We start from the raw sequence: 26,104 nt of genomic DNA on the forward strand, positions 1-26,104 counted from the left end.
ACCCCTTCGCCAGCCGGAGTTTTCCATGGTTACACGTCGACGTTTCTTGCAGGGCATGGCCGCCGCAACGGCAGTTGGCCAGCTCGGCACCCTCTCCGCGATGGCCGCGGGCGTCAAGCACGGTCTTGAAGCGCCAGCCACGGGTGGCGGCACCACCCTGGATGGCGTCCTGCGCTACGTCGACGTTTTTGTCGGTACCGGCGGCCACGGTCATACCTACCCGGGTGCGACGCGGCCGTTCGGCATGGTCCAGCTCAGCCCTGATACGTACAACGCCCAGTGGGACGGCTCGTCCGGCTACCACCAGGGCGATGGCTCGATCATGGGCTTCTCGCACACGCACCTTTCGGGCACCGGCGCCGCCGACATGCTCGATTTCCTGGTCATGCCCAGCATGGGCCCCGTACTGCTGCAGCCGGGCGACCGCGATTTCGACGGCGTGAACTACGTGTCGCGTTTCGATGCGCAGAAGATCAGCCCGGACAAGGCGCCGAAGGGCTACAAGACCGGGATCAAGGGCTACCGCTCGCACTACACGGGCGAGCAGGCGCACCCGGGCTACTACACCGCGCGGCTGACCGAGCACGATATCCTGGCCGAGGTCACCGCGACGCTGCGCGCCGGCATGCACCGCTACACCTTCAACAAGGCCGGCGATGCGCACGTGCTGCTCGACCTGGCGCACGGCTACTCCGATAGCCCGAAGGAAAACTGCCGCGTCACCGATGCCGAGATCCGCATCGTCGGCAACGACACCATCGTCGGTGGTCGCCGCGTGTGGCAGTGGGCCTCCGGCCGCGTCATCTACTTCGCCATGAAGCTCTCGCGTCCGGCGTCGTCGATCACGCTGTACGCCGATGACAAGGCCCTGCCGAAGGGCACGGCCGACGCCAAGGGCAATAACCTCAAGGCCGCGCTGCACCTGGACAAGGCGAACAGCGAACCGCTGCTGGTGAAGGTCGGCATCTCCGGCGTCGACATCGATGGCGCCATGCGCAACCTCGATGGCGAAATGCCCGCATGGGATTTCGACGGTATCCGCGCGGCCGCCGAGGCCGAGTGGAACACCGAGCTGTCGAAGATCCAGATCGACAGCAGCTCCGACAAGATCAAGCGCACGTTCTACAGCTCGCTGTACCACACGATGCTCGCACCGACGGTCTTCAGCGATATCGATGGCCGTTACCGTGGCATGGACAAGGCGGTGCACAACCTGCCGGAAGGCCGCCACAACTACAGCACGTACTCGCTGTGGGATACGTACCGCGCGGCGCACCCGCTGTACACGCTGTACCAGCCGGACCGCGTGCCCGACCTGGTCGATGGCCTCGTCCGCCTGGCCGTCGAAAGCCCGAGTGGTGCGCCGGTGTGGCCGCTGCAGGGTATCGAGACGGTCTGCATGATCGGCTACCACTCCGCCGTCGTCGTCGCCGAGGCCCAGGCCAAGGGCTTCACGGGCATCGATTACCAGAAGGGCTGGCCGGTGTTCCGTCGCCGCGCCATGCAGGATGACTATTTCGGCCTGCCGTACTACCGCGCCAAGGGCTACATCCCCAGCGACAAGGAAGGCGAGGCGGTCAGCAAGACGCTCGAATACGCCTACGACGACTGGGCGATGGCGAGCATGGCCGAGCACCTCGGCCATGCCGAGGAGGCGAAGGCCTTGCGCGCGCGTTCGCAGAACTACCGCAACGTGTTCGACAAGGACACGCAGTTCATGCGCCCGAAGGGCGATGACGGCCAGTGGCTGCAGCCGTTCGATCCGATCCAGATCGGCCATTCGGACAAGTGGCGCGACTTCACCGAGTCCAACGCGTGGCAGGCCACGTTCCTGAACCAGCACGACCTGTACAACTACATGGACCTGTTCGGCGGGCGCGATGGCTTCGAGAAGAAGCTCGACGCGTTCTTCAACGCCGACCCGAAACTGCCGAACAATGCCCCGCCGGATATCGCCGGCATGGTCGGCCAGTGCGCGTTCGGCAACGAGCCGTGCCACCACATGCCGTACCTGTACGCGTACACCGGCTCGCATCACAAGACCGCCGAGAAGGTCCGCCTGATGCTCGACACGATGTACCTGCCGGAGCCGGATGGCCTGCCGGGCAACGAAGACTGCGGCCAGATGAGCGCGTGGTACATCATGAGCGCCATGGGCCTGTACGCCGTGGATCCGATCAGCACGAACTACGTGTTCGGCAGCCCGATCCTCGACCGTGCCCAGGTGCAGGTCGGTGGCGGCAAGGTGCTGACCATCGAGACCACGGGCAACGGTGACGGCAAGCCGTACATCCAGTCGGTGACCTGGAACGGCCAGCCGTGGACGAAGAGCTGGATCAGCCACAAGGACCTCGTCTCGGGCGGCACCCTGGTGTTCACCATGGGCGCCCAGCCGAACGAAGCCTTCGGCAAGGCCCCGGAAGACCGCCCGCCGAGCTACGGCGCCCCCGCCAAGGCCTGATCCAGGGCCCCCTTGTGCGAGCGCGCTTGCGCGCGATGGGTGCTCGCCGCAGCCCCCATCGCGCGCAAGCGCGCTCCCACGGGGCCCTAAGCCATGATGCAGCGCACATGGCAAGAACTTGCGACGTTCCTGTATCGTCCTTCCTGATCCGTCAGGGAGGGCGAGGATAGCCCCCGCCCCAAGGTGACGGCAGGGGACAACCAGGATGAACCGGACGTACCAGCTGGTCTGGAACGCGGCGCTGCGCGTCGTGCAGGTGGCTTCTGAATCCGCCACGCCACGCAAGGGGCATATCCCCGCCACTGGAGGCACTCATCGTCCGTCCGCGCGCCTTCTTGCGCTGGCCCTGGGTATCGCGGCGGGATTGTCCGGGCCTGCCATCGCGCAGGTCATCCTTCCTGAAAGCCCGGTCATTCGATCCGGCGTTGCGGTCTTTGACGATGGCACACCGGGCCTGCTGGTCGTCGACCAGCTCACGGCTGGCCTGGTCGTTGACTGGAGCACGTTTTCCGTCGGTTCCGGTGGCGTCCTGCGGTTCACCCAGGGCCAGGGCCTGGTCTCGGAGCACGCCGTCCACGGTGGTGGTGTTTCCTGGCTGCAGGGTCTGTGGGAGGCCGGCGGGGATGTGACGTTGACCAACGATGCCGGTATCGGCCTTTCGGGCACCTACCGCGCACCTGGTGGAACGCTGCACCTGGGTACGAGCGAAACACTGGCCATCCAGCCTGGCGCGACGATCGACGTTCATGGCAACGGTTCGAATCCCGGCGGCGATGTCTGGTTGCGAGGTGACCGTTACCTTGAAGTAACCGGCCGGATCGATGTCAGTGGTGCCGACCTCGCGTCGGGCGGGACATTGCACATTTCCTCGGGCAGGAGCCTGGATGTCGTGGGCAGTGTGGTCTCCCACGTCATGGCCGATGGCACTTACGACGGCTCCAACGCGTCATCGCAGGTCGCCGCCGCCACGCTCGCCGGAGCGGGCGGGCGCATCGATCTTTCGAGTGATATGGGGCTTTGGGTGCGCAGCGCGGTATCTGCTCCTGCAGAGGCGACGCTCCATGCAACCCGCGAAATGTGGTTCGAGGCACCTCTGACCGCAGGCTCGGATATCGCGCTTTCATCCGACCGCTCCATTTCATCGAATTCGAGCGGCACGTTGACGACCAGCGGCGACGTTGCGGTCGATGCCGAGATGATCCAGCTCGACGGCCGGGTCCACGCTGACCGCCTGACGGTGCGTTCGTTCGGTAACTCCGAGGCGGTCATCAACAACCTGGATGTCAACACGCTCACGGGTTCCGTGGACGGCATCGCTTCGTTCAACGGCGCAGATAACCGTATCGGGCTCGTCGAGAACTTCGATGTCAGGGGTTACTACCTGTCCTTGAACAACGCGACCGATACCGTCCTTCGCAACGTCACCGTGGCCGGCTCACTTTACGTAAGAGCACCCGGCCATGACGTGGATGTGGCCGGCCCGGGCAACACGGTGGGTGGTGATGTCCTTGTTACGGCACGTGATCTCAGGCTGGCCTCCACGGCGCCGATCGGCCTCAACCAGCTCGATGTCCGCAATGCGAACGTCCAGTCAGGTGGTGGCATCTCGCTCGGCATGCATAACAGCGCATCGGGCTCGCTTTCGCTTACCGCCGCGGGCGACGTGGTGCAGGACCAGGTCGCCACGCTGACCGTGGGCGGAGACCTGTCCATCGCCGCCCATGGCCATGATATCGACCTAGGCGGCTGGGCGTTGCCGACCAGTTCCCAGGTGAACACGGTGTCTGGCCTGGTAAACCTCGACGGTAACCACGTACGTTACGCGTCGTTCCTCAACCCGACCCGCCTGGGCGCTATACACGCCGCCACCGGGCTGGAGCTGCTTGGCCTCGGTGACTTCGATACCCGTTCGTATAGCGCGATAGGTGACATTACCGCGCCGCAGACGCAGCTGAGTAACGCGCGCCTGTTTGTAGGGGATGGCGTTACGCATGGCTCCCTCACCGGCGATGTGGTCCTGACGAACAGCAGCCTCCTTTTCAATCGCAGCGATCGCGTCGCCTTTGTCGGGCAGACCAGCGGTAATGGACTGGTCTCGCAGGTAGGGTCGGGCACGCTCGCCCTTAACGGCCACGGCAGCACCAGCGCTGGCGTGCGCGCGGCGTGGGGCACGTTGCTGGTGGGTGACGCGACTCACGCCACCGCGGTGCAGGACGGTCCGGCGAGCGTAGCTGGGGGGGCGACCCTTGGCGGTGCCGGGCGTGTCGCCGGCGCGGTGACGGTGGAAGCGAATGGAACGCTTGCCCCCGGCGACGGCATTGGCACGCTGCGAGTGGGCTCGCTGACCATGCACGACGGTAGCCAGCTGTCCATCGACGGCGGGGCACCTGGGGGCGCATTCAACGCACCGGGTATCGCGGACAGCCTCTCAGTCGATGGCGATGTCGTATTCGATGGCCGCGTGTCGATGTGGGTGAACAACACGGGCAACATGGGCGCGGGCATCTACAAGGTGCTTTCGTGGGGCGGCACGCTGGACGAGAGCACCGGCTCGCTGCAGATGAATCCCAACGCTAACGGCGCGTTTTCGCTGCAGCGCGATCTCACCGGCAAGCGCATCGACCTCATCAGCACCCTTGGCATGAACCTGCAGTTCTGGAATGCGGACCGGCAGGCACACGGCGCGACGCGCGGCGGCGGCTCGGGTACTTGGGCGAACACCAGCGCGAACTGGACCGACCGGGACGCCACTATCACGGCACCGATGTATCCGCGGCCCGGCTACGCCATCTTCGCCGGTACTCCCGGCACGGTCACGGTCACCTCATCCGCCGGTGCCGTGGTGACACAGGGCATGCAATTCGCTGTCGACGGCTATGTACTCCAGGGTGACCCTATCGCATTCGATTCCGAGGCGCCTGCCGCCATCGGCTTTCGCGTAGGTGACGGCAGCGTCGCCGGCAAGGGCATGACGGCAACGATCCACAACGCGCTGCAGGGCGATGGCGCGCTGGTGAAGTCGGATGAAGGTACGCTCGTGCTCACGGGTACCAACACGTACCGTGGCGGCACGTACATCAACGCGGGCGCGCTCGCCGTTGCCTCCGACGCGTCGCTTGGCATGCCCGGCGACTCACTGGCACTCAACGGTGGCACGCTGCGGATCGATGGCACGACGTTCCACGGTACCCAGCGGTTCATATGGCTGGGCCTGGACGCGCCTGGCGGTGGCATCGATGTCAGCGACCCGGCCAACACATTTACGCTCGACACCGATCACATGTATGGGACGGGCCTGGCCCTGCACAAGGGCGGTGCCGGTACGCTTGCGGTACGTGGTAGCCAGTCCCTGCGCGGGCCCATCGTGGTCGATGCAGGGACGCTGGCCGGCAGTGCGAGCACACTTTCCGGCGATATCACGAACAACGGGACCGTGGTATTCGACACCGACGGCATGGTCGTCAACCGCCTTGGCAAGACTGCGGGAACGGGCGTATTCGTCAAGACCAGCCCAGGCCTCCTCGGGTTCGACGGCGCCAGCACGTTCACGGGCACGACGCGCGTAGCGCGGGGGCAACTGGAGGTAGGCGGGATCACCCAGCTGGTCGATGGCATCACTGTGGTACCCGGCGCCCTGGGCGGTGATGTCGAGATCGCCTGGGGTGCATCGCTTTCGGGCATGGGTGTCGTTGCCGGCAACGTGACCACGGATGGATATATCCGTCCTGGCGCGACGCTTTCCGGCGGTGTGGCAGCGACCCTCACCGTCGGTGGGGATGTCCGGTTCAAGGGCGACAGCGCGTTGATGATCGGGGGTGACACCAGGCGCGCCAGCCAGCTCGCGGTCGGCGGCCACGTCACGATCGATCCAGGCGCGCGGCTTGTCATCGATGCGCAGATTGCGCCGTGGATCGCTGGCCAAAACTACGATGTGCTCACGGCCGCCGGCGGCATCACCGGCACCTTCGCTTCGATCAACAGCAACTTCGCCTTCCTCAACACGCTCATCGCGTATAGCGAGAGCGGCAACATCAGCCTGATCCTCCAGCGCAATGCGGCGGCCCTCGAGGATTCCGCGGTGACGCCGAACCAGGGTTCGGTTGCCCTGGCGGCGGGCGCACTCGGCGCTGGCCATGCGGTTTACGACCGGCTTGTCGCGCTCGACGAGGCGTCGGCGCGGACGGCGTTCGCTTCGCTGGCCGGGACCTTGCACGCGAGCACGCAGGGCGTGGTCATCGACAGCCAGCGGCAGGTGCGTGACGCGGTGACGCGACACCTCGCCGACGCGGACCTGCCGGGTGGCCAGCGTGCCGATGACGGCCGCGTTTCCACCTGGATCAGCGTGCTGGGTCGCGATTCGGATATGGACGGCGATGCGAATGCCGCGAAAGTGGATGCGAGCGATAGCGGCGTGCTGCTCGGCGCCGACCTGGCGGTGGGCGAGGGCGCGCGTATCGGTGCTTTGCTGGGCCACGTGAAGCAGAACGTGCACGAGCACGCGTCGCAAGGGTCGGCCGACGTGAAGGGTAACCAGTTTGGCCTGTACGCTGATGTCGCTATCGATGCGCTGCGCCTGTCGGGTGGCTTAGTGCGGGCGCACCACGCGATCGACACACGGCGCGATGTGGCAATCGGCACGAGCACCACGCGGGCCTACGCAAGTCGCGATGCGGATACCACGCAGGGCTTCGCCGAGCTGGGTTATGGCCTCGGCTCGGAAAGGCACTGGCGCGCCGAGCCCTTCGTCCAGGCGGCGGTGGTTCGCTGGAGTGGAGACAAGGCCGCGGAACGGGGCGGCACCGGGGCCCTGATCGTCGGCGCGGACGATGCGCACGTCACCACGGGCCGCGCCGGTGTGCACCTTGGTACTGCGCTGGACGGCGCCGCAAGGTTCGCCCTGCAGGCCACACTGGCCTGGCAGCATGCCTGGGGCGATACGACGCCGGTGGCCCGCATGCGCTTCGCCGAGGGCGGCCCTTCGTTTGACGTGGCGGGCGCACCGCTGGCGCGCAACGCGAGCGTGCTCGACGCGGGCGTAGTGGTCCGTCTGACCCCGGCGCTCCGGCTCGATGCGAGCTATGCCGGGCAGTTCGCTTCCAAGGCGTCGGACCATGGCGGGCGGATATCGCTCAACATGACCTTCTAAGGCGGGCATTCACGGCGGGTAGACCCCGGGACGCGGAATCTCTCCCCGTCGCCGGGGGCGCCGGCCAGGGGAGGGGAGTCACCATGTCTTATGTTGGTCGCATGTACGTGCGCATGTTCACCCCAGGCATCCTCGCCCTCGGTGCGGGTGCACTGGCGGCGGCCGCCATGCGGGCGGCCCAGGCCTTCCCTTCCGAGCTCGGCAACCTTTCCCTGTATTCCAACCTGCCGCGCTGGCTGCTCGCCGCAGGCTTTTGCGCGGGCGTGGCCATCATCGCTGTCCAGGCCTTGCGCGTGCGGCTATGGGAGCGCGGCGCGCTCGCGTCATGCTACGTGTGTGGTTGCCTGTTGGCGCCGGCGCGCACCGGTCGCGGCGGCCTTGGCCGGGTCCGGCCGTGCATGGGCTGCGGCAAGGTACACGGCGTGAACCACCACGTGGTCCCGCACGTCGTGCCGCTGCAGGTCGCCGTCAGCGAAGGCGCGGCGGCGCAGGCCAGGAACGCCCGCTGATCAGCGGACGTTCGTGACGGTAAGGCGGTGGCCGACGCGCTCGAGCAGGGCGCGCAGGGCTTCCGCGTCTTCCACACTGGCGGAATCTTCCAGCGACAGCCACAGTGTATCGCCCGAGAGGCCCAGCACCTTTTCGTTGAACGTGATCTCGACGGCGGCCTTGCCGTTCGGCTGGACGACGGATACTTCGAAGTTGCGTGCCTGCACGGCGTGGATCCCCTGACTACCGGATGGTTGCGTGCGGCAAGTTTAGCCGGGGCGTGACGAAAAAGGCGTGACGCAGGTTTCGCCCGGACTAAAGCCCAGCCGTGGCCTGGCCGATAAACCTGTTCGAATCAGATGAAAGGCAGGGCGCGTCGATGGGTATGGGTTTCTGGGGTGGGCGTGATGCCCGCCGGGCGCGATCGACCCTGGACGCACTGGGCCGCGGCCTTGCGATGGCCGAGCTGGCGGCCGACGGCACGGTACGCGGCGTCAACAAGGCATTCCTATCCCTCCTGGGCGCCGCGGGCGACCAGGTCGTCGGCCAGTCGTTCCAGGCGGTGTTCGCCGTGGACGATGCCGAGCACCTGTGGCGCGCGCTGGCCCGTGGCGAGGAAGTCGCCGATACCGTCCGCGTGAAGGGCCCGGGCAAGGAGGGCTGGCTGCGCGGCGTCTACGTCCCGCGCATGGGTCGCGGCAACCGGCTGGAGTCCGTCGCGCTGTACGGCGCGGACATCACGGCCGAGCGTGCGCGGACAGCCGACCTTGGCCAGCGCCAGCAGCAGGCCGACGAGACCCAGGGCATCGTCGAGTTTTCGCTGGACGGGATGATCCTGACCGCCAACCCGGCCTTCCTGAAAACCGTGGGCTACCGCCTCGACGAGATCCAGGGCAAACACCACAGCGTGTTCGTGGATGAGCGTGAAAGCCGCTCGGATGCTTACATCGGCTTCTGGCGGCGCCTGCGTTCGGGCCTGCACGATGCCGGCCTGTATCGCCGCCTCGGCAAGGGCGAATGCGTGGTGTGGATCCAGGCCACGTACAACCCGATCTTCGATGCGGACGGCCGCCCTGTGAAGATCGTGAAATACGCGATGGAGATGAGTGCGGAAGCCCTGCAGGCACCTCCGGCCGAGGCCGCCCAGGACGCCACGCCGCCCGCCGGGGCCAGCGTGGCGGAAGCGACGCCCGACCCCGCCATCGCCAGCGTCCTCGACATGCTGGATAACGCCGCGGCGCGCGCCAATGCGCTGTCGATGGATGCCGCGATCGACGCCGCGCTCGCCGAGCAGCGCGGGCAGGCCGGCGCCTGAGCTTTCGCGCGCCTTTCGGCGCGCGCAGGCAAAGCGCATAGACCGTCAGTTCGGCTATACGCGAGAGGCCGCGTACGCTCAGATAGCCCTGCGTGGCCACCGTCTCGTGGCTTCCTGGCAGGGGATTCCAACATGGGCAAGGTCGCGGCGGGCCGCACACCCGCCATCGTCATGGGGCGCGGGCCCACGGCGCTCGGCATCCTGCGCAGCCTGGTGCTGGCCGGGATACCGGCGTACGTAGCCTGCCCAGCCGACGATCTCGTCACGCGTTCGCGCTGGTACCGGCCGACCCCGGGTGTGCCGTGGGACGGACGTCCGGGACCACAGGCGCTCGACGCGCTGCGGGCCATGCCGCTGGAGCACGCGGTGATCATCGCTGGCGCCGACGATGCCGCGATGTGGTTGGCCGGGCTGTCCGCCAGTGACATCGGCGAGCGGTTCCTCGTCAGCAGCTCGACGCGCACGGCCCAGGCGCTGCTGCAGGATAAGTCCGTGTTCGCAGGCTACCTCGCCGCGGCGCACATTCCGCACCCGCGGACGTTCCGCCTGACGACGCTCGCCGACGTAGCCGAAGTGCCAGTCGAACAGCTCGATAAGGTCTTCATCAAGCCGGTCAATTCCCAGCGTTTCAGCGACGTCGTGGGAGTGAAGGGCGTTTGGGTGGATTCGCGCGAGGCCTTGCGCGATGCGTGGGCGCGGTTCCATGCACAGGGTTTTTCGGTGATGGCACAGGAGTATGTTCCGGGCCCTGCATCGGAGCATTTCTTCATCGACGGCTTTCGCGACGCCGATGGCACGTATTCGGGTCTTTTCGCGCGGCGGCGCCTGCGCATGTCGCCGCCGGATTTTGGCAACAGCTCGTGCTCGCGAGCCATTCCGCTTGCATCCGTGCCCGACGCCGAACGGCATGTGCGCCGGCTGCTCGACGGACTGGACTACCGGGGTATTTTCAGCGCCGAGTTCAAGCGGGACGCAAGGGACGGCGAGTACCGCATCATCGAGGTCAACACGCGGGCATGGACCTACGTGGAGTTCGCCGCGCGACATGGCGTCAATGTATGCGACATGGCGTGGCGCGACGCCCAGGGCCAGCCCGTGCCGCGCGCGCCGCGTGTCTACCCGGCAGGCGACCTGTGCGTGGACCTGTACCACGATATCGCTTGCCTGCGCCGTCATCGGCAAGGTGCGCTACGCATCGTCGCGCAGTGGCTGCGTGCCGACCTGCATGTATTCCGCTTTGATGACCCGATGCCCGCGTGGCACGCCGTCGTTGCCATGATGCGCCGCTACTTCCGCCCACCGGCCGTACCGACCGATACAGGACACGCGAAGCGCGCGTGAGCTAGCGCCATTTAAGCGGGCGCGTTCATTCCGCGTGGCCGAGCGGTGTTGCCACGTCCTCCAGGGGGCGCCGTTCCGCCGCGATGCCTAGCCGCCACGCGGCCACCGCACCGGCGAGCATCAGCGTCGCCCCGAGCGCATAGCCCCAGCCAATCGGCCCGCGCCCGCCGGTGCCGATCAGCGTGCCGAACAGCCACGGGCCGGCGACGCCGCCCAGCGCGGTGCCGAACGCATAAAACAAGGCGATCGCCAGCGCCCGCAGCTCGAGCGGGAAACTTTCGCTCACGGTGAGGTAGGCCGAGCTGGCAGCGGCCGATGCGAAGAAGAACACGACGCTCCAGGCCAGGGTTTGCGTGCGCGCATCGAGCACGCCATGCACGAACAGCCACGCGGTGACGAACAGCAGCAGGCCCGACATGGCATAGGTCAGCGCGATCATCGGGCGCCGGCCCACCGTGTCGAACAGCCTGCCCAGCAGCAGCGGGCCGAGGAAATTGCCTGCGGCGAACGGCAGCAGGTAAAAGCCGACATCGGCATCGGCCACGCCGTAGAAGCGGCCGAGCACGAGCGCATAGGTGAAGAAGATCGCGTTGTAGAAGAACGCCTGGGTGGCCATCAGGATCACGCCGAGCACGGTGCGTTTCGGGTAATCGCGGAACAGCGTCTGCCCGACATCGCCCAGGGTAAGTGCGCGTGGACGCAGGCGCAGGCGGGGCAGGGGTTCGGCGGGCGGCGCCACGCCGAGGCGTGCCTCGATCTCCCCGACGACGGCTTCGGCTTCCTGGATCCTCCCATGCAGCATGAGCCAGCGCGGGCTTTCGGGGATCCAGCGGCGTAGCAGGAGGATGCCGAGGCCCAGCACCGCGCCCAGGCCGAAGCTGAGCCGCCAGCCGATTTCCGGTGGGAACCAGCCGGTGTCGAGCAGGGCGACGGCACCCAGCGCACCGAGCGCCGCCCCGATCCAGAAACTCCCGTTGATCACCAGGTCGGTGTGGCCGCGGTAACGCGCGGGGATCAGTTCCTGGATCGCCGAGTTGATCGCGGCGTACTCGCCACCGATGCCGGCTCCCGTCAGCAGGCGGAACAGCGCGAACACCGCGAAGTTGGGCGAAAGCGCCGTGGCTGCGGTCGCGGCGAGGTACAGGCCGAGGGTCAGCGTGAAGAGTTTCTTGCGGCCAAGCTTGTCGGTGAGCCAGCCGAAGAACAGGGCGCCCGCCACGGCACCGACCAGGTAAAAGCTGCCGGCAAGGCCGACCTGAATATCGCTCAGGTGCAACACCGGGCTCGACTTGAGCGCGCCCGCGATCGAGCCCGTGATCGTTACCTCAAGGCCATCGAGCACCCAGGTGATGCCCAGCGCAACGACCACGAGCGTGTGGAAGCGCCCCCAGCTGAGGCGATCGAGGCGGGCGGGCACGTCGGTTTCGACAATGGCATCGCGTGGGGCAGTCATCCCCCGACCCTACGGGCCGGGAGGTCGTGGTTTTGTCTAGCGCGGCACGCGGATGCCGCCCGGCACGCCCTGGGGCGAAAGGGTCAGCTGCCAGAGCTGGTCGCGCCGGCTGCGGAAGATTCCTGCCGAGCAACCGAGGTAGAAGCGCCACATCCGCCGGAACCGTTCGTCATAGTGCGCCGACAACTCGGGCCACGCGGCGTCGAAGTTCGCCTGCCAGGCCATCAGCGTGCGGTCGTAGTCGGTGCCGAAGTTGTGCCAGTCCTCGACGATGAACAGGTTCTCGAGCGCGCTGGCCACCTGGCTCATCGCGGGGATCACCGAGTTCGGGAAAATGTATTTCTCGATCCATGGGTCCGGCCGCCCGGCCGCGCCATTGCTGCCGATGCAGTGCAGGAGCACGAGTCCGTCGGGGCGAACGCAGCGGCGGGCCATCTCGAACCACGGCCGGTAGTTCTTGCCGCCCACATGTTCGAACATGCCCACGGAAAGGATGGCGTCGAAGCGCTCGTCGACCTCGTGGTAGTCCTGCAGGCGGATCTCGACCGGCAGGCCGCGACACAGCTCGCGCGCGTACTCGGCCTGCTCCTTCGAGATGGTGATGCCGACGCCGCTCACGCCGTAGCGTTCGGCGGCGAACTTCAGCGCCTCGCCCCAGCCGCAGCCGATATCGAGGATCCGTTGCCCTGGGGTCAGTTGCAGCTTGCGGCAGATCAGGTCGAGCTTGGCTTCCTGCGCGTCGTCCAGGTTCCACGCGTTCGCCCAGTAAGCGCACGAGTACACCAGCCGCTTGCCGAGCATGGCTTCGAACAGGTCGTTGCCCAGGTCGTAGTGCTGGCGCCCGACCTCCCAGGCGTGGTCGCCGCGCTGCATGTTGAACAGGCGCGCCTTGAGGTGGGCGAGCAGGGTATCCAGGGTGCGCAGGGAATCGTCGAGGTGCGAGGTGAGCACGCGGGCCATGAAGCCGGCCAGGTCCGGGCAATCCCACCAGCCATCCATGTACGCCTCGCCCAGGCCCAGCGAGCCATGCGCGAACACCCTGGCGTAGGTTCGCTCATCGTGGACGGTGAGGTCGGTGGCCCGTTGTCCGTTGATCGTGATACCGGCCTGTTCGAGCAGGCCCTGTGCGCGTGCCTTCAGCGAAGCTGTATCGTGGCTCATGGGTGGTTCCGGGTGACCCTGCTCGTCGCCCCGCGCGACGTGGCGCTACCTCCGCGGCCTGATTATGGGCACCGGGGACGGGCCAAGGGCAAGCACGACTTCCAGCTATACTGGTTGTCTTCCCCGGTGCAGATAAAAAGGTCCCATGACCTCCGCGACCCGCGATCCGCGGCGCCACCTTCCGCTGATCCTCGCGGCCCTGAGCATGATCGGGCCGTTCTCCATCGATGCCATTTTCCCCGGCTTCCCGGATATCGGCCGCGCGTTTGGCGTGGGCGAGGTCGCCCTCCAGCAGCTGCTCAGCGTGTACCTGCTGGCCTATGCGGTGATGAGCCTGTTCCATGGTGCGATCTCGGATGCGTACGGGCGCAAGCCGGTGATCGTGGTCGCCATGGGCATCTACGCGCTGGCGTCGGCGGGTGCCGCGCTCGCGCCGAGCTTCACCTTCCTGCTGGCCTGCCGCGTGGTCCAGGGGCTCTGCGGCGGCGCCGGCATCGTGGTCGGCCGGGCCATCGTCCGCGACACCCTGCAGGGCGAGGATGCCCAGCGGATGATGTCCAAGGTGATGATGATCTTCGGCATCGCCCCGGCGATCGCACCGATCGTTGGCGCGTGGCTGCTGGGCATCGATGGCTGGCGTGGCATTTTCTGGGCGCTTACCGCGTTCACCGTGTTGCTGGTGGCGGGGATCATGCGTTTCCTCGTGGAATCCCACCCGGTGGAGAAGCGCACGGTCTTCCGCCCGCGGCCGTTGTTGCGCGGCTACCTGGCGATCGCGCGCGACCTGCCGTTCTGGCCGCTGGCCATCGCGAGCTCGGTGAACTTCTCGGGGCTGTTCCTGTATATCGCCTCGGCGCCGCACCTGATTCGCGATGTGCTGCACCTCGGCGCCGATGGATTCCCGTGGCTGTTCGTTCCCACGGTGACCGGCATGGTCACGGGCGCGTTTATTTCCGGCCGCGTGGCGGGGCGGGTGAGTGCGGCGAAGACCGTGGGCTGGGGTTACGTGGCCATGCTGTCGAGCTGCGCGCTGAGCCTGTTCTTCGCGCTGGTGCTGGATGCGCCGCGCGTGCCGTGGTCGACGGTGCCGCTGGCGCTCTACGGTTGCGGCGTGCAGCTGGCGTTCCCGACGCTGACGATCCTGCTACTGGATCGCTTCCCGAACCAGCGCGGCGGCGTGTCGTCGGTGCAGGCCTTCGGCAGCCTGCTGATGACGGCGCTGGTGGCGGGCGTGCTTTCGCCGATGCTGTCGTCGAACATGCTGTGGCTGGCGCTGGGCGCGACGGCGCTATGCGGCGTGGGCCTGGCCGGGTGGCTGTGGTACCGCGCGATGGAGCGCCGCCGCGTGGCCAACACCACCGCCGCAGCCGCGACCGAAGTGGTCTCGCAGATCGAACGCAACGAGCCCGGCTGACGCCACGCCGTTGTGGGAGCGCGCTTGCGCGCGATCCGGGTGCCGGCAAGCTCCATTCGCGCGCAAGCGCGCTCCCACATGTGTCATGGCAAGATGCGGCTTTTCCAGTCGGGGTATCTAACAGTGAGCGTGCCGGTTTCACTCGTTGAACTAGGCCCGCGCATCTGCATCCTCGGGCCATCAAACAGCGGAAAATCGACCCTCGCGAATGCCATCGGCCAGTGCGCCGATCTTCCAGTGGTCCACCTCGATCAGTTGCACCACCTGCCGAACACCGCCTGGCAGCCGCGCCCGCGCGACGCCTTCCACGCGTTGCATGATGAGGCGATAGCCGCTGACCGGTGGATCATCGAGGGCAATTATTCATCGTGCATGCCTCAGCGGTTCGCCCGTGCGACCGGCGTGATTCTTCTCGATGTCTCCACGTTCACGAGCCTCCGGCGTTATGTGCGTCGGACGTGCTTCGATCGGAAGCGAGTCGGCGGCCTGGAGGGTGCGCGCGAGCGCATCCGGTGGGCGATGCTCCACCATATCGCCATCGCTACGCCGGGGAATCGAAGGCGCTATACCGCATTGTTCGAGACGCTTTCGTTGCCGAAGGTGCGGCTAGCATCCGTAAGCGCTTCGAAACGTGCCTACGCTTGCTGGGGGTTGCCGATCCCACCCTGAAGCTTGGGACGGCCGACGAAGCCAAGGCGGAAAGAGCAGGCGGCGCTATTTCTGAACTGTGTCATGGATTTCGCGAGATGTTCGCGATTCGCCCGGCTACTGAGCAGGTGCATGGTGTCCATCAGCGAGTTGTAGTTCGCGAGAGACATGACGACGGCATCCTCATGATCGCGTCGACGGATCACCACAATCGAGCAGTCAGTTGCAACGGTATCCAATAAGGCCTCGAGGTCTTCGTGCGCCTCAGAAAAGCTAACAACTTGCATGCGAGGGCTCCTTTCCGCCCCCAGGCTGGGCTTGAATGACCAGGGTCAGGCGGTGGGTAGGTGGCGGGCTTCGAGGAAGGCGCGGGCTTCGGGGGCGTCGTGTTCGAACCAGGCCTGCGTCGAGCCAAGGCGGTAGGTGTAGCCCCAGCGGTCCATGTCTTCCATCAGGCGCAGCGAACCCACCGAAGGCAGGTGGCCGGCCAGCACGATCTGCAGGTAGCAGGTCGCGTCTTCTTCCTCGATCGAATCCGTCGCATCCGTGTGCACCAGCGCGCGCTTCTCTTCGGGAAGCACGATCAGGTGGCAGGCCTCGTGCAGCAGCGAATGCACCGGCGTATCCGCCCGTGCATACACCGTCGTGCCGATGATGCCCGCTTCGGTGTCGCCCCAGAAACTTCCTGGGATGGCTTCGCCATCGGCCACCGCCACCAGGGCGAGGCCGAAACGGGCGAGGAGGGTGCGGGGTTCGTCGAAGCCGATGTCGCCGACGCGGAGCACCGCGTCGGCGGGATCGGGCGTGCTCATGCCGACGCGGGCTTGCCGTCGGGCAGGGCTACGGAAAGTTCCAGCACCTCGTGGCCGCTATCGCGCTCGAGGTTGATGTTCACGGCCTCGACGTCGACGTTCACGTACTTGCGGATGACTTCCAGCAGCTCGTTGCGGAGCAACGGCAGGTAGTCGGGGCCGCCACGGGTCGAACGCTCCTGGGCGACGATGATGCGCAGCCGCTCCCGGGCCACGCCTGCGCTCGGTTCGGGTTTCCGCTTCAGGAAATCGAGGATGCCCATGCTTAACCTCCGAACACGCGCTTGAGGAAGCCCTTCTTCACCGGCTCGATGAATCGCAGCGGGCGCTCGTTGCCCAGGATGCGGGCGACCGTATCCTTGTAGGCCTGGCCGGCGTTCGAGTTGTCGTCGAGGATGACCGGCACGCCCGCGTTGGACGCGGCGAGCACGTTTTCCGACTCCGGGATCACGCCCACGACCGAGATGCCGAGGATTTCCTCGACGTCCTTCACGCTGAGCATTTCACCGGCTTCGACGCGGTTCGGGTTGTAGCGCGTGAGCAGCAGGTGCTGCTTGATCGGGGCTTCGCCCTTCTCGGCGCGGCGGGTCTTGCTCGAGAGCAGGCCGAGGATGCGGTCGGAATCGCGCACGGAGGAAACCTCCGGGTTCACGACGACGACGGCGTGGTCGGCGAAGTACATCGCCAGGTGCGCGCCCTTCTCGATGCCGGCGGGCGAATCGCAGACCACGAAGTCGAAGTTCTCCTTCGCCAGCTCCTCGAGCACCTTCTCCACGCCTTCCTGGGTCAGCGCGTCCTTGTCGCGCGTCTGCGACGCGGCGAGCACGTAGAGGTTCTCGTGGCGCTTGTCCTTGATCAGGGCCTGCTTGAGCGTGGCCTCGCCGTGCACGACGTTGACGAAGTCGTACACCACGCGGCGCTCGCAGCCCATGATCAGGTCGAGGTTGCGCAGGCCGACGTCGAAGTCGATGACGGCGACCTTCTTGCCCTCGATGGCGAGGCCGGTCGCGAGGGAGGCACTGGTGGTGGTCTTGCCGACTCCGCCCTTGCCGGAGGTGACGACGATGATTTCAGTCAAGAGATGTCTCCGCAAAAAACGGTTGGGACCGGCGTCAGAGGCGCGCGATCATGAGTTTTCCATTATCGAGCCAGCATTGCACGGCCTGGCCTTCGAATTCCTTGGGCATGTCCTCGAACACGCGATAGTGCCCCGCGATCGCGACCAGCTCGGCGCGGAAGTCGGAGCAAAAAATGCGGGCGGTCTCATCGCCCTGTGCGCCGGCCATGGCGCGGCCGCGCAAGGTGCCGTACACGTGGATCGAACCATCGGCGATGACTTCGGCGCCGTTGGCTACCGCGGCGGCGACCACGAGGTCGCGTTCGCGGGCATACACCTGCTGGCCGGAGCGCACGGCGCTACCGGTGTGCTGCTGTGCGGTGATGGTGGTGCCGGTGTCCACGCTGGCCGTGGGCTCGGCGCGCGCCATCGCGGGCGCGGCGGGTGCCGGGGCCTGTGCCGTGGCGGTATCGCCCTGGCCCGGTTCGTACTGTGCGCGGAACTTGGCGATCAGCGGCAGGTTCATCCGCTCGGCGAGGGCTTCGGTCTCGCTGGTGCCGTACGCGATGCCCACCGGCATCATGCCGGCGCTGCGGATCGCCTCGAGCAGGGCGTCGACCATGCCGTCGTCCGGCAGGCGGGGGAGGTGCGACAGGTCGAGCACCACCGCGGCGCGGTTGAACATCTGCGGGGCGGAGCGCACGCGGCGCTCGAGTTCTTCCACCAGCGCGGCGGCATCGACGCGGCGCACGCGCACGCAGGCGATGCCGACCTGGCCAAAACGCAGGTCGCAGGCGGCCTCGAGGGATTCGGCGCGGGCGCTCATGCGGCCACTCCGCGGTGGTCCGCGGGGCGCTGGCGTTCGGCCAGCCACGCCACGTCGGGCAGGCCATCCTGCTCGAGGTAGCGCTCACGCACGAACGGGAAGCTGGGCAGCTCGCGGGCGAGCAGGCTCACCTTGGGACCATCGCTACCCATCTGCTGCTGGCCCACTTCCTGGAAACCCATGGTGCCGTGGAACAGCACGGTCTGGTCATTACGGGGTTCAAGGAAAACTTCGCAGGTCAGGAGCGGCACGCGTACCTCGGCATAACTTTGCACATCACAATAAAAAATGCGGCCCAGGCCATGCCCACGGAAATCGCGCTCGATCACGATGCGATCGATATACACGAAGGATTCGTAATGGGCCTGGAACCAGCGGAAATTCGGGCTCTGGTATTCGGCATCCTGGCGCATGGCGATAAGGAAGCCGACGATGCGCCCATCCTGTTCGGCGACGCGGAAGTAATGCGCGATGTCGTACAGGTGGCGAAGCCGGGTGCGATCGGTGGCGAGGATGCCGGTGCCCGCTGCGTTATTAAGCGCCAGCACGGCATCCAGGTCGTGCTCGCGCACGTCGCGGATGGCAAGGGCCATTCGTTACTCCGATCCAGGTGTTTCAAAAGAAGGCGGCCCCCGGGCCGCCCGATGCGCGGCATTATGGCACGGCCTGCCCCGGGCGGGGAGCGCGCCGGCGGATGTAAAACCGTTGTAAAGCCGGTGCTTGCCACCTCCGGCCCGCATGACTTCAGTCAGGTGGTGCGCGCGCCGCGAAGGCCTATGATGCGTGCATGTCCAAGGTCCAGTTCAACCACGTCCGCCTGCTCCGGTACGCCACGTACTTTGTTTACTTGTGCGTGGGCCTGCCGCTTTCGCTGCAGCGCGCCGGCTCGGAGCCGGGCCAGATCCCCGACGTGGCCCTGCTGGCCTGGACCGGGTGCTACGTATTGTTCGGGCTGGTTTACTGGCTGCTGACGCGCAGCCTCGGCTCGCGCGTGGATGGGCCGACCCGGGTCACCGTGCTGGTGATCCTGACCGGCACGGCGCTCGCGATCGGCGTGCTGAGCAAGAGCGGCCTCTCCGCGCTGCTGCTGGTCATCGTCGCCGCGGTGGTGCCCTGGCTGGTCAGCCTGCCGGTGGGCATGGTCTGGATGGTGGTGGCGCATCTCGCCCTTATCCCGGTAATGATGCAACTGCCGGCCTACAACCTGCTGCTCTCGGTCATGCAGGCCTGCCTGTATTTTGGCTTCTCCGCCCTGATGTTCATCACCTCCATGGTGGCGAGCCAGCAGGCGGACGAGCGCGAAGAGCTGCGCCGCCTGAACTCGGAACTGCGCGCCACGCGCGCCCTGCTAGCCGAATCCACGCGCATCGCCGAGCGCATGCGGATCGCGCGTGACCTGCACGACCTCGTGGGCCACCACCTCACCGCGCTCAGCCTGAACCTTGAAGTGGCCAGCCACCTCACCAATGACACCGCTCGCGAGCACGTGTTGAAGGCGCAGAGCACGGCGAAGCAGCTGCTGGCCGACGTGCGCGAGGTGGTGAGCGAATTGCGCCAGGACGATGCCATCGACCTGACCCAGGCCTTGCGCAGCCTGACCGAAGGCGTGCCCGGCCTGACCGTGCATCTCGCCATTCCGCCGCGCTTCGGCGTGGAGGATCCGCGTCGCGCGCAGATGCTGCTGCGCTGTGTCCAGGAGATCCTGACGAACACGGTTCGCCACGCGAATGCCCGTCATCTGTGGCTCACCTTCCGCCACACCGGTCCCGATGAGCTGTGCCTCGACGCCCGCGACGACGGCCGTGGCACCGCCGGCGTCACTGGTAGCTTCCGCCCCGGCAATGGCCTGAACGGCATGCGCGAGCGCCTGGCCGAGTTCGGCGGCACCGTGGCGTTCCGCGACATGCCGGAAGGCGGTTTCGCCCTCACCGCGCGGCTCCCGCTCGGCGAGGCCCAGGTCCTGGCCCACGCGCCCGCGCGTCCGCCATTGGCCGATAGCCCATTACTGCCTCCGCATGCCACCATCCCCGTTCCATCCGAGGATCCTTCATGATCTCCGTCTGCCTCGTTGACGATCAGAACCTGGTTCGCCAGGGCATACGTTCACTGCTCGACCTTGCCGGGGATATCCGCGTGGTCGCCGAGTGCGCCGATGGCGCCCAGGCCGTACAGACCATTCCCCAGGTACGCCCGGACGTGGTCCTGCTGGACCTGCGCATGCCGAACATGAGCGGCCTGGAGGTGCTCCAGGCCCTCGGCGGGCGCAACGAGCTGCCGCCGACGATCATCCTGACCACCTTCGACGACGACCAGCTCGTGCTGTCGGGCCTGAAGGCGGGTGCCCGTGGTTACCTGCTGAAGGATGTGTCGCTCGACCAGCTGGTCGAGGCGGTCCGTACGGTGGCCGCCGGCGGCTCCCTGGTGGCGCCGATGGTCACCCAGCGCCTGCTGGCCGGGGTGGGGCGGATCCAGAACCAGTTCTCCAGCCTGGAACAGCCCGACCCGCTCACCGAGCGCGAGACCGAGATCCTGCGCCTGCTCTCCGGCGGGTACAGCAACAAGGAAATCGCCAATTCCCTCCGAGTGGCCGAGGGCACGGTGAAGAACCACGTCTCCAACATCCTCTCCAAGCTCGGCGTCCGCGACCGCACCCGCGCGGTCCTGAAGGCCCTGGAGCTCGGCATCGTCTGACGCCGGGCTGACCGGGCCGTGGGGACCCGGAATTTTTCGCCTTGTGCCTGCTTGGGAAAAAGGGCAGGGGACCCAATGGCGCTCGGCGCCATGACCGGCTACCATCGGTTCTTTCGGCACTGGCATGCCCATGCCACGGGCCGATTCTTCAGGGGTGACCGCGCGGACGCCACAGCCGGGGGTTGCCTGTTCAAAGACGTTCGGAGAACCGTGGAATGACGCGTCTGTTAGAATTTCTTGTCGCTATCGTCATCGTCGCCGTCCTTGGCGTCGTTGTTGGCGTGGCCATGCCCTCGACCGGACACGTCGAGCGCCCGTTGGTGATCAGCAAGGATCTGCGCCAGGTTTACGACGTCTTTAGCAACTTCCGTCGTTACCCGGATTACAGCGTCCAGCGCACGCTGGACCCCAAGCTCCAGTTCCAGCTGTCTGGCAAGGCCTACGGCCCGGGTGCCAAGATCTCCTGGACCTCGCCGGACCCGAAGACGGGTGACGGCTCCCTCGAGATCGCCTCGATCGACCCGAACTTCGCCGGCATCAGCGATGCAGGCAAGGGCACGATCGTCTGGAACGTCGAGAACAACTGGCGCGGCCACGACAAGAAGTTCACGATCACCCTCGCCCGCACTGGCCGTAGCCAGAAGCTGGTGAACGTGGTCTGGGCTTACGACGTCGATTACGGCTTCAACCTGGTCGACCGCTTCAGCAACCTCTACATCCACGGCGATCCGGATTCCCTGATCCAGTTCAGCCTGTCGAACCTGCAGAACCTGATGGCGTCGATCCCCAACATCGACTACAGCAAGATGGTTCCGTCGATCGTCGAGCAGCCGGCCAAGCCCATCCTGTTCGTCTCCACCACGGCCCCGCGCACGCTCGACGATGTCGACACGGCGTCGGACAAGGCCATGGCCGAGATCCAGGCCGCCGCCAAGAAGCTGGGCGTGAACATCGTGAGCCCGCGCATCACGTTCACGACCAACTGGGGTGACCAGAACTACACCTTCGACGTGGCCGCCGAGATCGACGCCACCACGCTGAAGATCAATGGCCAGGACATCGAACTGACCGCCGCCCAGCGTCCGTCGCTCGACGCCGCCGCCCCGGCTGAAGCTTCGTCGGCTGGCGCTCCCGCCGCGCCGGCCGATGCCGCCGCCCCGGGCAGCAAGGACAAGTTCGGTCGCGTCATCGTCGATGGCAACGTGAAGGCTGTCCTGGCCTTCGGTGGCAAGGCCCTCAAGGCCGAATGGAGCGGCACCGGTGCCGGCCTGCCGCAGACCCGCCAGATGCTTGCTGCTTACTCGCAGACCCATGGTTACAAGTACGACGACGTGGTTTACCGCGCGTACGACATCCAGACGAAGGCGCCCGTGAACAACAAGGGCACCATCGAGGGTTACGACGAGCAGAAGTTCGAGATCTACCTGCCGCTGCAGGGCGACAACCTTCCGGACCAGACCCCGGAGCAGGAAGCCGGCATGAAGCAGCCGGGCCTGGAAGATTCGGCCCCGGCCGGTTCGTCCACCGCCGCTGCCCCGGCCGCCGCGGGCACCGCCCCGGCGCCGGCAGGCACGGCTCCGGCCCCGGCCGGCACCGCCGCCAACTAAGCCTCCCGGCTTAGGCAGCACGAAAAAGGCCGCGAGCAATCGCGGCCTTTTTTTGTGCCGGCAAGCGCGCTCCCACAAGGGCGTTGCTGCGCAAGGCTTGCCAGCCGCAGGGTGGAAGCCGGGACAGCCGCGTGCGTTAATGAAGGGACATGATCGAGACCGACCGACTCACCCGCTGCTACGGCCCGCTTATCGCGGTCGATTCCCTGACCCTGCGAGCCGAACCCGGCCAGGTCGTCGGTCTGCTCGGCCCCAATGGCGCCGGCAAATCGACCGCCATGCGCATGATCGCCGGCTTCCTCACGCCCACCAGCGGCACCGCCAGCGTCTGCGGCCACGACATCCGCCGCGAGCCCCTCGCCGCCAAGCGCGCCCTCGGTTACCTCCCCGAAGGCGCACCCAGCTACGCCGAGATGACCGTGCGCGAATTCCTCACCTTCATGATTCGCGTCCGCGGGCTCGATCGCGAGATCGCCCGGCGCCGGTTCGATGAGGTCGTCATGCGGCTCGAGCTCGAGGACGTGCTCGAAGCCCCGATCGGAACCCTCTCCAAGGGCCTGCGCCGCCGCGTGGGCCTCGCCCAGGCCATCCTCCACGATCCCCCGGTGCTCATGCTCGACGAGCCCACCGACGGCCTCGATCCCAACCAGAAGCATTCCGTGCGCATGCTCATCGATGCCATGGCGCGTGAGCGCACCATCCTGATCTCCACCCACCTGCTCGAAGAAGTGCACGCGCTGTGCAACCGCGTGGCGATCATCGCGAACGGCAAGCTGCTGGCTGACGCCACGCCGGCCGAGCTGGAGGCCCGCTCGCGCTACCACGGCGCCGTCTCCTTCAGTGCGCAGGGCAGTGCGGTGTCGCGCGAGATGCTCGCGCGTATCCCCGGGGTCTCCATGACCGAAGTCGACCCGCTGGACGGGCGTGTCACCGTGTTCCCGAAGCCGGGCCACGCCATCCTCGATGATGTCCAGGCACTCCTGCGCGAGCAGAACCTGCGGATCACGGAGATCCAGCTCGAACAGGGGCGCCTCGACGAGGTGTTCCGGCAGATCACGACGCAGCCGCGTGGGGGCAACGCATGAGCGCGGTGTCCGCCATCGCGCGCCGCGAGCTGCGCGCCTACTTCGTTACGCCCGTCGCGTACGTGTTCATGGTGATCTTCCTGGTCCTGGCCGGCATCCTCACCTTCTACACGGGCGATTTCTACGATCGCGGTCTGGCCGATCTGCAGCCCTTCTTCGATATGCACCCGTGGCTCTACCTGGTACTGGTGCCCGCGGTGACGATGTCGATGTGGGCCGAGGAGCGCGCATCGGGAACGCTTGAGCTGCTGTTTTCGTTGCCGGTGAGCATTTCGCAGGCGGTGCTTGGCAAGTTCCTGGCGGCATGGGGCTTCATCGGCATCTGCCTGGTGCTCACGTTCCCGATCTGGATCACCGTGAACTACCTGGGCAACCCGGATAACGGCGTGGTGATGGCGGGATACATCGGCAGCTGGCTGATGGCCGGTGCGTTCATCGCCGTTGGCGCGTGCATGTCGACCGCTACGCGCAGCCAGATCATCGCGTTCATCCTTACCGCCTCGGTGTGCTTCGTGCTGCTCCTGATCGGGCAGCCGCAGGTGCTGGATTTCTTCCAGGACGCGGTGCCACCGAAGCTGATCGGTGCCATGGGCCAGCTGTCGATCGTGCGCCACGCCAACGCCATCGCGCGTGGCGTGCTGGACCTGCGCGACCTGATGTACTTCGGCGCCATGATCGTGGCGTGGCTGGGTGCGGCCGTGCTGGTGCTCGACCTGAAGAGGACGCGCTGATGAAGCGGCCCTCGCTCTCGCTTTCCCGCGCCAACGTGCTGCGCCTCGGGCTGGGCGCCATCGCCGTCCTGTTCCTGGCGGTCATCGGCCTGAGTTCCATGTCGCTGCGTACCGCGCGTGTCGATCTCACCGAAGATCGCATCTACACGCTCACTGCCGGCACGCAGGACATCGTCGACAGCCTCGGCAAGCCGATGACGCTGACGCTGTATTTTTCCGACCACGCCACGCGTGAGCTGCCGCAGCTGCGCAGCTACGAGCAGCGCGTGCAGGAGATGCTGCGTGAGATCGCGGTGCGTGCCCACGGGCGCATCCGCTTCCGGATCATCGACCCGGTGCCGTATTCCGACGACGAGGATGCCGCCGAGAGCTACGGCCTGACGCCCGCCAGTGGCGGCAGCAATGGCGAGCGGGTGTTCTTCGGCCTGGTGGGAACGACCGGTACTGGCGACGCCGCGACGTCGCAGTCCATCCCATTCTTCGACCCCGCCCGCGAAGCGTTCGTCGAGTACGACATCGCCAAGCTCCTTTACGAGCTGGGCGCGCCGCGCAAGCCGAAGATCGGCGTGATCAGCTCGTTGCCCGTCGAAGGCAACATGGTCATCGGCGAGCAGCCGTGGACCGTGCTGCGCCAGCTCGACCAGCTCGCGAACGTGACCAGCATCGATGCCGGCAGCCTCACGAAGGTCGATCCGTCGTTCAACGTGCTGCTGCTCATCCACCCGAAGAAGCTCCCGGATGACGCGCAGTACGCGATCGACCAGTACGTGTTGCACGGGGGCCATCTGGTGGTCTTCGTCGACCCGGACGCGGAAATGGATTCGGCACCGCTGATCGACTCGAACGGTACGGTGGATGACCACGATTCCGACCTGCGCCGCCTTTTCGAAACCTGGGGCGTGGTGTATGACCCGACCAGGGTGGTGCTCGATCGTTCGCAGGCGTTGACGATCGACCTGAACGGCACCAGCGTGCCGCATCCGGCCATGCTGGGCCTCTCCATGCAGGACCTGAACCACGATGACGTGGTGACGGCGAGCCTGCAGCGGATCAACTTCTCCACGGCGGGTTTCTTCGACCTCGCGCCGGACACGAAGGCACGCATGCTGCCGCTGGTGCAGACCTCGGACGAGGCCATGCTGGTACCGGCCCAACGCGTGCGCGATACAGCGACCGACCCGTCGGCCCTGCTCGACAACTACGAGCCGAACCACGATCGCTACGTGCTGGCCGCGCGCCTGCGCGATACCTTCCATACGGCGTTCCCCGAGCGGAAGGGGCCTGGCCACCTCGATGTCGCGGCGGCGCCGGGCGAAGTGATCCTGGTGGCCGACACGGACCTGCTCTCCGATCGCCTCTGGCTCGATGTGCAGCCCCTGCTCGGCCAGCAGCAGATGACGCCGTTCGCCAACAACGGTGACTTCATCGCCAACATCGTGGACAACCTCGGTGGTTCGACCGCACTGCTTTCAATCCGCGGGCGCGCGAACCTGCAGCGGCCGTTCACCCGTGTACGTGCGCTGCAGGCCGCGGCCGACCGCAAGTTCCTGGTGAAGAAGCGCGAGCTGGAGAACGAGCTCTACGACACGCAGCGTCGCCTGTCGGAGCTGCAGCCAACCAAGGGCACGGCATCGCCGAACACCCTGACCGCGCAGCAGCGCAAGGAAGTGGAGCAGTACCTCCAGCGCAAGCTGGCGATCGGCAAGGAGCTGCGCGACGTGCAGCACCAGCTCAACGCGGAGATCGATGCGCTCGGCCTGCGCCTGAAGTTCATCAATATCGTGCTGGTGCCGGCGCTGGTCGCGATCCTTGGCCTGATCTTTGGCTGGCGGCGTACGCGCCGCGGACGCCGGGAGATGTGAGCGTG

Annotated in this window: 22 protein-coding genes; 13 read left to right on the top strand and 9 right to left on the bottom strand. The window is 66.6% G+C overall.

What is annotated here, in order from left to right; genetic code table 11:
• Nucleotides 1–25: 25 nt before the first annotated feature.
• The 3 genes from ACZ6YI_RS07080 to ACZ6YI_RS07090 all read left to right on the top strand — a co-directional run bounded on the left by ACZ6YI_RS07080 (nt 26) and on the right by ACZ6YI_RS07090 (nt 8,116).
• Nucleotides 26–2,461, top strand: coding sequence for a GH92 family glycosyl hydrolase (locus ACZ6YI_RS07080; protein WP_465778027.1), 2,436 nt, complete (start codon nt 26–28; stop codon nt 2,459–2,461).
• A gap of 205 nt (nt 2,462–2,666) precedes the next feature.
• On the top strand, nt 2,667–7,607 hold the full coding sequence (locus ACZ6YI_RS07085) for an autotransporter domain-containing protein (RefSeq protein ID WP_465778028.1): 4,941 nt from the start codon (nt 2,667–2,669) through the stop codon (nt 7,605–7,607).
• Nucleotides 7,608–7,690: 83 nt separating this feature from the next.
• Nucleotides 7,691–8,116, top strand: coding sequence for a hypothetical protein (locus ACZ6YI_RS07090; RefSeq protein WP_465778029.1), 426 nt, complete (start codon nt 7,691–7,693; stop codon nt 8,114–8,116).
• On the opposite strand, the gene ACZ6YI_RS07095 is transcribed toward ACZ6YI_RS07090, so the two are convergent.
• A complete protein-coding gene (locus tag ACZ6YI_RS07095) occupies nt 8,117–8,323 on the bottom strand; it encodes a hypothetical protein (protein WP_440327653.1) in 207 nt (68 codons plus the stop codon). It lies immediately after the preceding gene.
• 152 nt (nt 8,324–8,475) lie between these two features.
• On the opposite strand from ACZ6YI_RS07095, the gene ACZ6YI_RS07100 reads away from it, so the two are divergent.
• Both ACZ6YI_RS07100 and ACZ6YI_RS07105 read left to right on the top strand, forming a co-directional pair.
• Nucleotides 8,476–9,411: a PAS domain-containing protein gene (locus ACZ6YI_RS07100; RefSeq protein ID WP_465778030.1), complete on the top strand. Its 936-nt coding sequence runs from the start codon at nt 8,476–8,478 to the stop codon at nt 9,409–9,411.
• Between the two features lie 132 nt (nt 9,412–9,543).
• Complete coding sequence (locus ACZ6YI_RS07105; protein ID WP_465778031.1) at nt 9,544–10,752, top strand: carboxylate--amine ligase; 1,209 nt, start codon at nt 9,544–9,546, stop codon at nt 10,750–10,752.
• 25 nt (nt 10,753–10,777) lie between these two features.
• Here the strand turns inward: ACZ6YI_RS07105 and ACZ6YI_RS07110 are convergent, their stop codons facing one another.
• Nucleotides 10,778–12,205, bottom strand: a complete 1,428-nt coding sequence (locus tag ACZ6YI_RS07110) for an MFS transporter (RefSeq protein WP_465778032.1) — start codon at nt 12,203–12,205, stop codon at nt 10,778–10,780.
• A gap of 36 nt (nt 12,206–12,241) precedes the next feature.
• Nucleotides 12,242–13,366, bottom strand: coding sequence for a cyclopropane fatty acyl phospholipid synthase (gene cfa, locus ACZ6YI_RS07115; RefSeq protein ID WP_465778033.1), 1,125 nt, complete (start codon nt 13,364–13,366; stop codon nt 12,242–12,244).
• Nucleotides 13,367–13,511: 145 nt separating this feature from the next.
• Between cfa and ACZ6YI_RS07120 the strand changes: the two genes are divergently transcribed.
• Nucleotides 13,512–14,780, top strand: a complete 1,269-nt coding sequence (locus ACZ6YI_RS07120) for a multidrug effflux MFS transporter (RefSeq protein WP_465778034.1) — start codon at nt 13,512–13,514, stop codon at nt 14,778–14,780.
• A gap of 24 nt (nt 14,781–14,804) precedes the next feature.
• Nucleotides 14,805–15,449: a P-loop NTPase family protein gene (locus tag ACZ6YI_RS07125; protein ID WP_465778035.1), complete on the top strand. Its 645-nt coding sequence runs from the start codon at nt 14,805–14,807 to the stop codon at nt 15,447–15,449.
• On the opposite strand, the gene ACZ6YI_RS07130 is transcribed toward ACZ6YI_RS07125, so the two are convergent.
• The 6 genes from ACZ6YI_RS07130 to ACZ6YI_RS07155 are packed head-to-tail and all read right to left on the bottom strand — an operon-like array spanning nt 15,416 to nt 18,716.
• On the bottom strand, nt 15,416–15,715 hold the full coding sequence (locus tag ACZ6YI_RS07130) for a type II toxin-antitoxin system Phd/YefM family antitoxin (protein WP_465778036.1): 300 nt from the start codon (nt 15,713–15,715) through the stop codon (nt 15,416–15,418). The genes ACZ6YI_RS07125 and ACZ6YI_RS07130 overlap by 34 nt on opposite strands.
• Before the next feature lie 45 nt (nt 15,716–15,760).
• A complete protein-coding gene (locus ACZ6YI_RS07135) occupies nt 15,761–16,240 on the bottom strand; it encodes a hypothetical protein (RefSeq protein ID WP_465778037.1) in 480 nt (159 codons plus the stop codon).
• Nucleotides 16,237–16,503: a cell division topological specificity factor MinE gene (gene minE / locus ACZ6YI_RS07140; RefSeq protein WP_139980217.1), complete on the bottom strand. Its 267-nt coding sequence runs from the start codon at nt 16,501–16,503 to the stop codon at nt 16,237–16,239. Before minE ends, ACZ6YI_RS07135 begins: the two co-directional genes overlap by 4 nt.
• Before the next feature lie 2 nt (nt 16,504–16,505).
• The gene (minD, locus tag ACZ6YI_RS07145; protein ID WP_440324397.1) at nt 16,506–17,318 is read right to left on the bottom strand and encodes a septum site-determining protein MinD; all 813 of its coding nucleotides are present in this window, start codon (nt 17,316–17,318) and stop codon (nt 16,506–16,508) included.
• 34 nt (nt 17,319–17,352) lie between these two features.
• The gene (gene minC, locus ACZ6YI_RS07150; RefSeq protein WP_465778038.1) at nt 17,353–18,123 is read right to left on the bottom strand and encodes a septum site-determining protein MinC; all 771 of its coding nucleotides are present in this window, start codon (nt 18,121–18,123) and stop codon (nt 17,353–17,355) included.
• Entirely contained in the window at nt 18,120–18,716 is a 597-nt protein-coding gene (locus ACZ6YI_RS07155; RefSeq protein ID WP_465778039.1) for a GNAT family N-acetyltransferase, read from the bottom strand. The genes minC and ACZ6YI_RS07155 overlap by 4 nt, the downstream gene beginning before the upstream one ends.
• A gap of 194 nt (nt 18,717–18,910) precedes the next feature.
• Between ACZ6YI_RS07155 and ACZ6YI_RS07160 the strand changes: the two genes are divergently transcribed.
• The 6 genes from ACZ6YI_RS07160 (at nt 18,911) to ACZ6YI_RS07185 (ending at nt 26,099) form a co-directional block, all read left to right on the top strand.
• Entirely contained in the window at nt 18,911–20,176 is a 1,266-nt protein-coding gene (locus tag ACZ6YI_RS07160) for a sensor histidine kinase (RefSeq protein ID WP_440324402.1), read from the top strand.
• The gene (locus ACZ6YI_RS07165) at nt 20,173–20,814 is read left to right on the top strand and encodes a response regulator (RefSeq protein WP_045829465.1); all 642 of its coding nucleotides are present in this window, start codon (nt 20,173–20,175) and stop codon (nt 20,812–20,814) included. The genes ACZ6YI_RS07160 and ACZ6YI_RS07165 overlap by 4 nt, the downstream gene beginning before the upstream one ends.
• A gap of 215 nt (nt 20,815–21,029) precedes the next feature.
• Nucleotides 21,030–22,421 carry an SRPBCC family protein gene (locus tag ACZ6YI_RS07170; protein ID WP_440324404.1) on the top strand — a complete coding sequence of 464 codons (1,392 nt, stop codon included), beginning with the start codon at nt 21,030–21,032 and terminating at the stop codon, nt 22,419–22,421.
• Nucleotides 22,422–22,570: 149 nt separating this feature from the next.
• A complete protein-coding gene (locus ACZ6YI_RS07175) occupies nt 22,571–23,506 on the top strand; it encodes an ABC transporter ATP-binding protein (protein ID WP_440328568.1) in 936 nt (311 codons plus the stop codon).
• Complete coding sequence (locus tag ACZ6YI_RS07180; protein ID WP_465778040.1) at nt 23,503–24,237, top strand: ABC transporter permease subunit; 735 nt, start codon at nt 23,503–23,505, stop codon at nt 24,235–24,237. Before ACZ6YI_RS07175 ends, ACZ6YI_RS07180 begins: the two co-directional genes overlap by 4 nt.
• Entirely contained in the window at nt 24,237–26,099 is a 1,863-nt protein-coding gene (locus ACZ6YI_RS07185; protein WP_465778041.1) for a GldG family protein, read from the top strand. Before ACZ6YI_RS07180 ends, ACZ6YI_RS07185 begins: the two co-directional genes overlap by 1 nt.
• Nucleotides 26,100–26,104 lie beyond the last annotated feature (5 nt).

It is taken from the genome of Luteibacter sp. NPDC104163 (genome assembly GCF_055584245.1).